This window comes from Catenulispora rubra, from assembly GCF_015356825.1.
Classification (GTDB): domain Bacteria; phylum Actinomycetota; class Actinomycetes; order Streptomycetales; family Catenulisporaceae; genus Catenulispora; species Catenulispora rubra.
In genome coordinates, this window is record NZ_JAACYW010000361.1 from 1 (window position 1) to 10,879 (window position 10,879).

Annotated in this window: 4 protein-coding genes; 1 reads left to right on the top strand and 3 read right to left on the bottom strand. The window is 68.5% G+C overall.

The annotated features are described in order from the left end of the window. From GWK61_RS48630 to GWK61_RS48640, 3 genes are all read right to left on the bottom strand, one after another. On the bottom strand, positions 1 to 888 hold an 888-nt coding region (locus GWK61_RS48630), incomplete at its 3' end, for an ROK family transcriptional regulator (RefSeq protein WP_194920325.1). A 150-nt stretch (positions 889 to 1,038) separates the two neighbouring features. Next, positions 1,039 to 5,133, bottom strand: coding sequence for a glycoside hydrolase family 3 C-terminal domain-containing protein (locus tag GWK61_RS48635; protein ID WP_194920327.1), 4,095 nt, complete (start codon positions 5,131 to 5,133; stop codon positions 1,039 to 1,041). 134 nt (positions 5,134 to 5,267) lie between these two features. Continuing rightward, positions 5,268 to 7,469 (bottom strand): beta-galactosidase, encoded by a 2,202-nt coding sequence (locus tag GWK61_RS48640; RefSeq protein ID WP_194920329.1) that lies wholly within the window; start codon positions 7,467 to 7,469, stop codon positions 5,268 to 5,270. 358 nt (positions 7,470 to 7,827) lie between these two features. Between GWK61_RS48640 and GWK61_RS48645 the strand changes: the two genes are divergently transcribed. Continuing rightward, the coding region (locus GWK61_RS48645; RefSeq protein WP_194920331.1) for a beta-sandwich domain-containing protein at positions 7,828 to 10,879 on the top strand (3,052 nt) is incomplete at its 3' end.

Genomic DNA, 10,879 nt, shown 5'->3' on the forward strand with positions numbered 1-10,879 from the left:
GTCCTCTACGACGCGTGCGGTGCCGGGGGTGCGGGTCGCGAGGAGGGCCGGGAGGTCGGCGGGGGAGACCGGTTCGCCCCAGCTGTCCTGGAGGAGGCGCGCCACGGCGACGGGGCTGGCGATGGTTTCCAGGCAGCCGCGGTTGCCGCAGCGGCAGACCAGGCCGTCGTGGACGGCGGGGAGGTGGCCGATCTCGCCGGCCAGGCCGCCGGCGCCGAGTTGGAGGCGGCCGGCGGAGATGACGCCGGCGCCGATGCCGGCGGACAGGCGGATGTAGACCATGTCGGCCGAGTCGCGGCCGGCGCCGTACATGTGCTCGGCCAGGGCGCCGGCGTTGGCGTCGTTCGTGATCTCGGTGGGCAGGCCGGTGCGGCGTTCGAGTTCGGGGCCGGGGCGGATGCCGGTCCAGCCGGGCATGATGCCCTCCGCTGACAGTGCGCCGACGGCGTCCACCGGGGCGGCGATGCCGGCGCCGAGGCCCAGGACCCGCTCGCGGGGGACGCCGTATTCGGCCATCGCGCGGTGCACCAGGTCGGCGGCGAGGTCGAGGGTCTCGTGCGGCGCGCGGTCGACCTCCTTGGCCTCGACCGTCTCCCACAGCGGCGTGCCGTGCACGTCGCACAGCGCGACGCGCACGTGCGCGTGCCCGATGTCCGCGCCGATGGCGTACGCGACCGAGCGGCTGAGCGCCAACGGCAACGCCGGCCGCCCCATCGAGCGGCTCTCCGGCTCGGCGGCGCCGTTCCCGCCGTTCTCCTCCACCACCAGCCCGGCCGCGATCAGGTCCGCGACCAGCACGGACACCGTCGCGCGGGACAGCCCGGTGAGCCGGACCAGCTCCGGCCGACTGGTCGTGGCGCTCGCGAGCAGGACCTGGAGGACCCGCAAGCGGCCCTCTTCTCGCAGATTCGGCGGCGTGGCGACGATGCACTCCTCGGCTAGTTCCTGTTGTCTCGTATATTACGGCCGCAAACGAGAAGGCTCGTGGGGTCTGCGCAGCGCAAACCCCACGAGCCCCGGAACGTTGCGGACCCTGTCTCAGTCGTTGATGAGGTCGAACTCCTCCCACGGCCCGATGGCCGTCCGGTTCGCGATCAGCGGAGCAGCCCCGGCGTTGTCCGCCGTCACGATGTCGTTGTTGGCGTGGGACCGGAAACTGACGCTGCCATCAGAGTTCTTAATCAGGTCGAACTCCTCCCACGGCCCGATCGCCGTGCGATTGGCGATCAGCGGCGACGCGCCGGCGTTGTCAGCGGTCACGATGTCGTTGTTGGCATGGGACCGGAAGCTGACGCTCCCATCCGCGTTGTGGATCAGATCGAAGGACTCCCACGGCCCGATGGCCGTCCGGTTCGCGATCAGCGGTGACGCGCCGGCGTTGTCGGCCGTCACGATGTCGTTGTTCGCATGAGCCCGCAGGCTGATCACCGAACTCGCCGTATTGCCGGACACCCCCACGTAGAAGATGTGCATCGACACCGAACTCCGTGCCGCACCCGCGCTGACGTTCGGCAGCACCACGGCCTTCACCGTCTTGCCCGCCTGCAGCGGAACGGCCGCGTAGTACAGGTTCACGGCCTGCGTGATCTTCCCGCTCCCGCCGTTGATGTACGTCGGGCTGGCGATGACGTCAGTACCCTGAGCCGCCGTCTTGGACCACCAGTCCGCGAACCCCAGGCTGTAGTCCTGCGTGCTCCCGTCGGTGTAGATGACGGTCCCGCTCCCCGAGGAAGCCCCGTACGTCGACGTGCCGACCACCGACAGCGTCGTGCCCGACCCGGACACCGGAACCGTCTGCCCGGAGGCCACGACGTCGTCGTTCGTCCCGACCGCGACGTTCGGCCAGCTGATGGTCGCGCCGTCGTGCGTGAGCGTCGCCCCGGGCGTGATTCCGGCTGCCGCGGACAGCGCCTGCGACGAGTAGCTCGTCCCGCCGCCGTCCAGGTTGCCGTTCGCCGTGCTCGCGTCATCGGTGATGCCGACGTTGTTGAACGCGGCGTTCAGCGACGAGTACGCGATGTTCATCGTGCCGGAGTCGGTGTACGGACCGCTGCCGTTCAACGTGGCCTGCGCCGACACCGCGTACGGCCCGGCCGCCGCGCCGGAAGCCGCGGTCACCTTCCACGTCGTCTGCACCGACTGCCCACCGCCGACGCTGGCGAACGTCGCCGGAGTCGTGGCCTGCGCGGTCCATCCCGACGGCACGGTGAGCGCCACGGCCACGTTCGTCTCGGCGGCGGTGCCCCCGTTGACGAACGTCGTGGTCGCCGTACCGCTGCCGCCGGCTGTGATCAGCGCTGGCGCCGCGAGCTTCAGCGTGTGCCGCACCACGATCGGCGCGGTACCGGTGACGCCGTTGACGGTGACGCTGATCAGCGCCGTGCCGTCGCCGACCGCGTGGACCTGGCCGGCGCTGGTGACGGTGGCCACCGTCGGGTCGCTGCTGCTGTAGCTGACCGAAGCGTTGGCGAGGTTCACGAACGACTGGTCGTTGTTCACGGCCTCGACCACGTTGTCCGCGGTCACGCTCATGTCCCGGCCCTGGGCGACGGACCCCACGCCGGTGGTGTCGTCCTTGATCCACTGATTCTTGCCGGTCAGGTCGACGGTCGACCCGGCGTCGTAGACGACGCTCTCCGGCTGCACGGTCACGTACTGCACCTTCGGCGTGATCGCGCCGGACACCGCGACGTTCACCGTCGAGCGGATGTCGGAGGAACTGGCGCCGACCTGAAGGCCGTACGTGCCGTCGTAGACCACTGACTTCATCGTCGTGGCGTTCCACAGTGACAGATCACTGATCTTCACCGGGATGCTGATCTGCTGGGAGGCGCCCGGGTTCAGGACGTTCGTCTTCTGGAAGCCCACGAGCCGCTTGTTCGGCAGCTGCACACCGGAGACCGTGAACTGCGTCCCGGCGTACAACTGCGCCACGGTCGCGCCCGCGCTGCTCCCGGAGTTGGTCACCGTGAACGAGACGTTGACCGTGCCGTCGGCGTTCGGGTTGGTGTTGTCGACGGTCGCGGCGGAGTAGCTGAAGGTCGAGTAGCTCAGGCCATAGCCGAAGGGATACGTCGGCGTACCGGTGAAGTACTGGTAGGTCCGGCCCAGCCCGCTGGTGTCGCCGGGGGTGAGGCCGTAGTTGCTCATCGCAGGGAGCTGCGAATCGTTGGCGTACCACGTGAAGTTCAGGTGCCCGCTCGGATTCTGCTTGCCGAGCAGCACGTCGGCCAGCGCGGTGCCCTGGCTCTCGCCGTTGTAGCCGCTGAACAGGATCGCCGGCACGCTGCCCTGGACGTCGCTGATCTTCACCGGGCCGTCGGACTGGACGACCAGCGCGGTCTTCGGGTTGCCCAGCGCCGTGGTCTGCGTGATCAGCGAGTCGTAGTTCCCCGGCATGTTCAGGGTGGTGCGGTCGTTGCCCTCCTGCGCGTTGTTCTGGTTGGTGCCGACGAACAGCAGGACCAGGTCTGCGTTCTTGATAGCGGTCTGCGTCGCGCTGCTGAGCGTCGCGGCGCCGGTCGCGGTGCTGGAGGTGCCGGCCGCGTCGAACAGGATGTTCGCGTTCGGATTCGCCGCCTTGATCGCCGAGGTCAGGCCCTGCACGGCGTTCACCTGGAGCGTCGGCGCCCCGGAGTAGTCGCCGAGGGTCACGGCGTTCGCCATGTCGCCGAGGACCACGACGTTGTTCAGCTTGCTGGCGTTCGCCGGCAGCAGCGGCGCGCTGGTCCCCGAGACGTTGCCGTTCTTCAGCAGCACCAGCGAATTGTCGGCGACGGTGGTGGCCAGCGTCTGGTGCGCCGGGCTCTGGATCTGCGCCTTGGTGATGCTGGTGTAAGGGACCTGCGACGCCGGGTCGAACTCGCCGGTCTGCATGCGGACCGTGAACAGCTTGGTCAGGTCGGCGTCGATGACGCCCTCGGACAGGATCCCGGCGCTGATCGCGGCCTGGATGTTCTGCAGCGAGAACTCGTCGCCGCCACAGTTGACCTGTGTTCCGGCGCGCAGCGAGTAGGCCTCGCCGCCGGCCGCGCCGGAGATCTTCGCGCCGGTGGCGGTGTTGGTCCAGATCGCGCTCGTGTCGCCGTCGTTTGTGGTCCAGCCCGGCGGGGCCCACGCGTGGCCGGCCGGGAAGTTGCGGTATGTGGTGCCGACGGCGCCGCAGTCGGAGGTGACATAGCCGTTGAAGCCGTACGTGCGCTGCGCGAGCTGGTTCGCCGTGTAGGTGTCGGCGACCGAGGGCGTGCCGTTGATCGCGTTGTAGGACGTCATCAGACCCGCGACGTGCGAGTTCTCGATCAGGCTCGCGAACTGTTTGGTGTAGTAGTCGCGCAGGTCGGTATCGCTGACGTTGGAGGAGATGCCGGTCCGGTCCTGCTCCACGTTGTTCAGGGCGTAGTGCTTGGCAGTCGCGGCGGCCTTGAGGTAGCCGTTCAGCGACTGGCCCGTGATGGAGTTGCCCTGGAAGCCGTTCACGAACGCCCCGGCCATCTGCCCGACCAGGTACGGGTCCTCACCGAACGCCTCGTCCGTGCGGCCCCAGCGCGGGTCCCGGTCCAGGTTCACCGTCGGCGCCCAGAACGTCAGCGAGCCGTAGTCGCTCGCCGAGGGGCCGAGGTTGTTCTGGCCGGTGCCGAACAGCGACTTGTCCACCAGGCCGCGGGCCTCGTCCGAGACCGCCGTCGTCTCCTGGTAGACCAGGGCCGGGTCCCAGGACATCGAGGACGCGAAGTTGGTCGGGAAGCTGGTCGCGACCGGCGGGTTGCCGGCGGCGCTGCCGCTGTTCTGGTCGGCGCCGAGGTAGTTGATGCCGTGCTGGGCCTCGGCCTGGTACGTGTACTGCTGGACGCCCAGGCGCGGGATCGCCGGGGCGCTGGTGGTGTTCAGCTGCGCAGCCTTCTCGGCCAGCGTCATCCGCGAGACCAGGTCTGCGGCGCGGGCCTGGAAGGGATAGCTGGTGTTCAGGTAGATCGGCGTGCTGCTGGCCGCGGGTGTGGGGGCGGCGCTCTTCGCGGGGGAGGCCGCGACACTGGTCACGGACACCGCGAGGGCACAGATTTGGGTGACGGTACAGACCAGGGTGAGGGCCGATCCCGCGGCCAGCAGCTTGCGGTGGGGGGTGGTACGTCTCATCGACTCGACTCCGGGGTCGGTGGCGGGGTTGGAGCGGGGACCAAGGGACGGTGCTGACGGTGCTGTGTGAGCTGCGTGAGCTGTGTGTGCCTGTGTGGGGTTCGGATCTGGGGTTCGGATCGGGGATCCGGATCTCAGTTGTGGATGAGGTCGAACTCCTCCCACGGCCCGACGGCGGTGCGGTTGGCGATCAGCGGGCTGGAACCGGCGTTCTCGGCGGTGACGATGTCGCCGTTGGCGTGCGCCCGGAAGCTGACGCTGCCGTCGGAGTTGTGGATGAGGTCGAACTCCTCCCACGGCCCGATCGCGGTCCGGTTCGCGATCAGCGACGACGCGCCGGCGTTCTCCGCGGTGACGATGTCGCCGTTGGCGTGTGCCCGGAAGCTGACGCTCCCGTCGGAGTTGGAGATCAGGTCGAACTGCTCCCACGCGCCGATCGCGGTGCGGTTGGCGATCAGCGGCGCCGCGCCGGCGTTGTCGGCCGTGACGATGTCGTTGTTCGCGTGCGCTCGCAGGCTGATCACCGGTGTGCCGCCACTGCCGCCGCACGCCGAGGGAACCGGGGTTCCGGCGGGTGCGGCCCCGGCGACGATGTTCCACTGCACGAGTTGCGCGGCCTGGATGCTCGGAGCCGTGCAGATCCCGCCGCTGACGGCGCTCTGCGGTACCACGTTCCCGCTGACATCGACGACGTGGTAGCTCCCGGCCGTCATGCCGAGGCCTGCGATGTTGAACGTCACCGCGGCGTTGTAGGCGGTTCCGGAGGTGATGTCCGCGAGCGTCACCGTCGCGCTGGTACCGGTGCCGGCGACGTCCGGTACGACTTGCAGCACGCCGGTGTTCGCGAGGGACGCGTAGGCCGGGGCGTACGAGGCGAGCTGCGATCCGTTGCTCAGCACGGTTCCGCCTGCGGACTGGTAGGCGCTCAGGTTCGCGTCGGTCCCGTTCATCGGCAGAACCGCCTTGTACGACGACAGCTTCACCGTCCCATTGGCCACCTCCTGGCTGGTGACGACCGCGAACCCGGCCTGGTAGCCGCTCCACAGGTTCGAGATGGCGTCCTCCATGCTGCCGACGGCGCCGCCGGAGGTGTTGCCGTAGGCCTGGGAGAAGTCCATGTAGACGGCCACCGGCTGTTGCGGATAGGCGCCGGTGATGGTCGGCAGTGTCGGCAGCCATGAGGTGTAGATCGGCCAGCCCACGACGTCCTTCTGCGTCCCGTCGTGGATGAAGAAGTCCTCGCCGCCGCCCTCCGGCAGGCCCATCCCGTAGTTGGACAGCCACTGCACCGCCTGCGCGGCCAGCTGTGTGCTGTCGCTCGGCGCGGTCCATTCCTGCGCCAGCGGAACTCCGTAGGCGCGGGCCAGGCTGCCGAAGGTCAGCGTCAGGCCGGGGGACTGTGCGGCGTCCACGATCACCGTGGCCGAGTACTGCTTGGCGAGGGTGAAGAAGATGTCGGGGATGTTGGCGTAGTTGACGGCGTTCCCGAAGTGCCCGCCGAAGTAGTAGTAGAGCGGCGTCGAGGCGGTGACGGCACGGACCGCGGCGGTGAGCCGGCCGTAGGTGTCCTGCACGCTCCAAGCCCGGAAGGCCTGGTAGACGCCCCACAACGACTGGCCTATAGCTGCGGCCGGGACCGCGCCGAAGGACGCGTAAGAGGTCTGATACTTGGTGTTGAACGCCGCGATGGTGCCGTAGGTGTTCGGCAGGTAGGTGTTGTGGAACTCGTCGATGTCGGCCTGGGCCCAGCCCGAGGCGCCGCCGTTGATGTCCCACTGCGCGTCGAGGAAGCCGTAGTCGAGGATGCTGCCGCCGTAGCCGGCGTTCCCGGCTATGTGCGCGACCGTCTTGGTGACGTAGTCGAAGTAGGCGGGCTGGTTCGCCGGATCCCACCAGACCGGGGCCGGGCTGCTCGCGCCGGTGCTGTCGACCTCTCGACCGTTGACCCACTGCGCGGGGCTTCCGCCCCAGCCGGAGTACCAGAAGATCGGTATGAGCTTGATGCCGCCGGCCGCCGCGTTCGCCAGCTCCTGGTCGAGTTCGGTGAAGCTGAAGCTGCCCTGCGACGGCTCGACCGTGCCCCACGGCATGTCGATCTCCGCCGTGGTCAGGCCTTTCGCCTTCAGCGCCGCGAAGCTGGCCTGGGACCAGGCCGTGCCGTTGTTGTCGAACTGGAGCTGGGTGGCCCACATCGGGCTCGGTGCCGCCGCGGCTTGCGCGGCCTGCGCGGCGTGAGTGGGGGTGGCGGTGGCGGCCGGGGCGGCGGAGGCGGCGCCGAGCCAGGCTGTCGCAGCCAGCGCACAGGCTGCCAGGGAGGGCAGAGCCCTGATTCTCATGATGGATACATCCGATGACTGGGCCCAGGCGCCGGCAACCAGACAATCGGCGGCGGAACGCCTGTGCGAGACGCTTGACTTATGCGTAACACTAAAACAACATCAGGGTTCTCATGGCAATAACCTCAAGAGTAAAGACTAAGTATGGATCTAGTGCGTGCTCACGGCAGCTCTTCCGCGTCGTCGCAGCACGACGGTCGGGCAACCCTTGGATCAGTACCCGGAAAAACTCTGACAGTGCACTGTAAGAAGTTGCGCAACACCCCTGATACCTAGACGGCGTCCCGATCGTGCGCTACAACACATCCGATGTCTTCGACGTGACGGCGCCTTCACGCGCCGCATCCAGGGAGCGCTCGTGTCAAGTCGAAATCCCCGTACCCGCCTGTCCATCGCCGCCGCAGCCGCGATGATCGCCGTGCCGTCCGTCATCGCCGGCGGCCTGGCCCCACCGGCCCTCGCGGCCACGACCACGACCGCGTGGCAGAACGGCGCGTTCCAGCTGAACACCGGCGGTGTCGTTTCGCGGTCCGACGTCGTGCTCGGGCAGCCCAACAACGCCGCGACGCAGTCGCTGCCGCTGGGGAACGGCTCGCTCGGGGTCGCCGAGTGGGCCGCGAACGGGTTCACCGCGCAGCTCAACCGCAGCGACACCATGCCCAACCGGTTGTCGCCGGGGCAGGTGAACATCCCCGGGCTCACCGCGATGACCTCCGCCTCGAACTTCACCGGATCGCTCGACCTCTACAACGGGGTGCTGAACGAGTCCGGCGGCGGGATGACGCTCCAGGCGTGGGTGCCGGCGGGCAAGGACGAGCTGGTCGTCAACGTGACCGGCGCCAATCCCGGCGCGCGGCAGACCGCCACGCTGAGCCTGTGGAGCGGACGGACGCCGTCCACGGCCGCGTCCGGCGCGGTCGGCAGCCTCGCGCAGACGTGGGTCGACAACTCGCAGACCGGGAACTCGGGGCAGACCTTCGGGGCGATGGCCGCGGTCACCGCCGGCGGACAGAACGTGTCCGCCTCCGTGGTGAACTCCACGCAGGTGCAGGTGAGTTTCAATCCCAACTCTGACGGGTCGTACCGGGTCGTCGTCGCCTCACCGCAGTGGACCGGCGGTGATCCGACGAATACCGCGAACACCGTCATCGGCGGCGACGCCACGGCCGGTACGTCCTCGCTGCTCGGCACGCAGTCGTCGTGGTGGAACAACTACTGGGCCAACAGCGGTCTGATCGAGATGAACTCCTCGGACGGCACGGCGCAGTACATGGAGAACCTGCGCACGCTGTATCTCTACTTCGAGGCCGCGACGATGCACGCCGGCACCTATCCCGGCAGTCAGGCGGGCGTCGCAGACCTGTTCAACTTCTCGCAGGACAAACAGGACTGGTACCCGGCCGGGTACTGGCTGTGGAACCTGCGCGGGCAGATCGCGGCGAACCTCAGCTCCGGCAACTTCGCGCTCAACACGCCGATCTTCGACATGTATCTCAATGATCTGCCGAACATCGAGTCCTGGACGAGTGCGCAGATGGGTGGCAAGCCCGGGGCCTGCGTGCCGGAGACCATGCGGTTCAACGGCAACGGCTTCTACAACGGCGGCAACAACACGCAGAACGCCTCCTGCGCGCAGGCCTCCAGCCCCACTTACAACGCGCTGACGCTGACCAGTGGCGCGGAGATCGCGCTGTGGGTCTGGCAGCAGTATCAGGACACTGGCAACGCGGCGTTCCTGCAGAAGTACTACCCGATCCTGAAGCAGACCTCGACGTTCCTGCTCAACTACCAGAGCGTCGGCTCGGACAACTTCCTGCACGCCACCGCGAACGCGCACGAGACGCAGTGGGCCGTCACGGACCCGACCACCGACATCGCCGCCAGCCAGGCGCTGTTCTCCGCGACGGTGAAGGCCGCCACGCAGCTGAACTCCGACCCCACGCTGGTCTCGCAGTTGAACACCGCGCTCGGGCAGATCGAGCCGTACGCCCGCACGGACTCGGGCAAGACCCAGCTGTTGAACCCGCAGCCGACCTCGGCGTCGGCCGCGGCGAACGTCGACGCGCAGGGTACTGACATCATCGCCGACTCCTACCAGCCGTCGGCCAAGCCGCAGAACGGCGAGAACATCGGCCTGGAGCCGGTGTGGCCCTACGGCCTGATCGGCGACAACACGGTCGTCAACGGCGACAACCTGACCGCCCTGGCGCAGCGCACGTACACCAACCGGGTCAACAAGACGAACCCGGACTGGAACTTCGACGCGGTGCAGGCGGCGCGGCTCGGGCTGGGCAGCGAGGTCGCCTCGGATCTGAACTCGGTGACGCAGGGCTACCAGGCCTATATCAGTGGTCTGGCGAACCTGTTCAACGGCAACACCGGCGACGAGCCGTACATCGAGCAGTCCTCGACCGTGGCCACGGCCGTCGACGAGGCGCTGGTGCAGGACTACGACGGGACGCTGCGGTTCGCTCCGGCCTGGCCGTCGGGCTGGGACGCGTCCGGCACGGTGGCGGTGCAGGGCGGGACGAAGGTCGACGTGCAGGTCGAGGGCGGGACGCTGGCCACGGCCGCGATCCAGGCCGGCAGCACGCAGACGATGACCGTGCGGAATCCGTGGCCGGGTCAGCAGGCCGAGGTGGTGAACGGGTCGAGTGGGGCCGTCGTGGTGGCGGCGACGACGAGCGGGACGCTGAGCGTGCCGGTGACGGCGGGTTCGACGTACCTGGTCGAGCGGCCTTCGGGGCTGACGACGTCGCTGCCGTTCGCTCAGGTGACCGGGACGAAGGCGACCGCGGCGCGGCACCTGGGCAAGGTCCAGATCGGTCTGGACCCGGCGGTGTCGTTCCCGAATCTGGCCGCGTCGTTCAACAACGTCGGGATCACCGCGGACAACAACACTGCGGCGGGGAACTTCGACGCCAACGGGGCCAGCTTCTCGGAGACCGCGCTGACGAACGCCGGTGCCGGGCCGGGGAGTTCGGTGACGGCGTCGGGGGTGACGTTCACGTTCCCGAATGTGGCTGCCGGGGTCAACGACAACACGGTCGCTGAAGGGCAGACCATTTCGTTGTCGGGGTCGGGCACGCTGGGGTTCCTGGTCTCCGCCGACTATGGTCCGGCGACCGGGTCCGGGACGATCACCTACACCGATGGCAGTACCCAGAGTTACAGCCTGACGGTGCCGGACTGGTTCTCCACGACGCCGCCGAGCGGTGGTGCGCTGGCTGTGAGTTCGGCGTACCAGAACCGGCAGGGGAACACGACGTACAGCGGGTCCGGGAACATCTTCTCCGTGCCGGTGGCGTTGACTGCCGGGAAGTCGCTGGCTTCGGTGACGTTGCCCGGCGGCGGGGGACTGAGTGCGGGGACTCCGGCGATCCACGTGTTCGCGCTGGCCGCGTCGGGGG

Coding starts and splice junctions, on each gene's coding strand:
- GWK61_RS48635 (WP_194920327.1), bottom strand. CDS start 5,133: ATGAGACGTACCACCCCCCACCGCAAGCTGCTGGCCGCGGGATCGGCC.
- GWK61_RS48640 (WP_194920329.1), bottom strand. CDS start 7,469: ATGAGAATCAGGGCTCTGCCCTCCCTGGCAGCCTGTGCGCTGGCTGCG.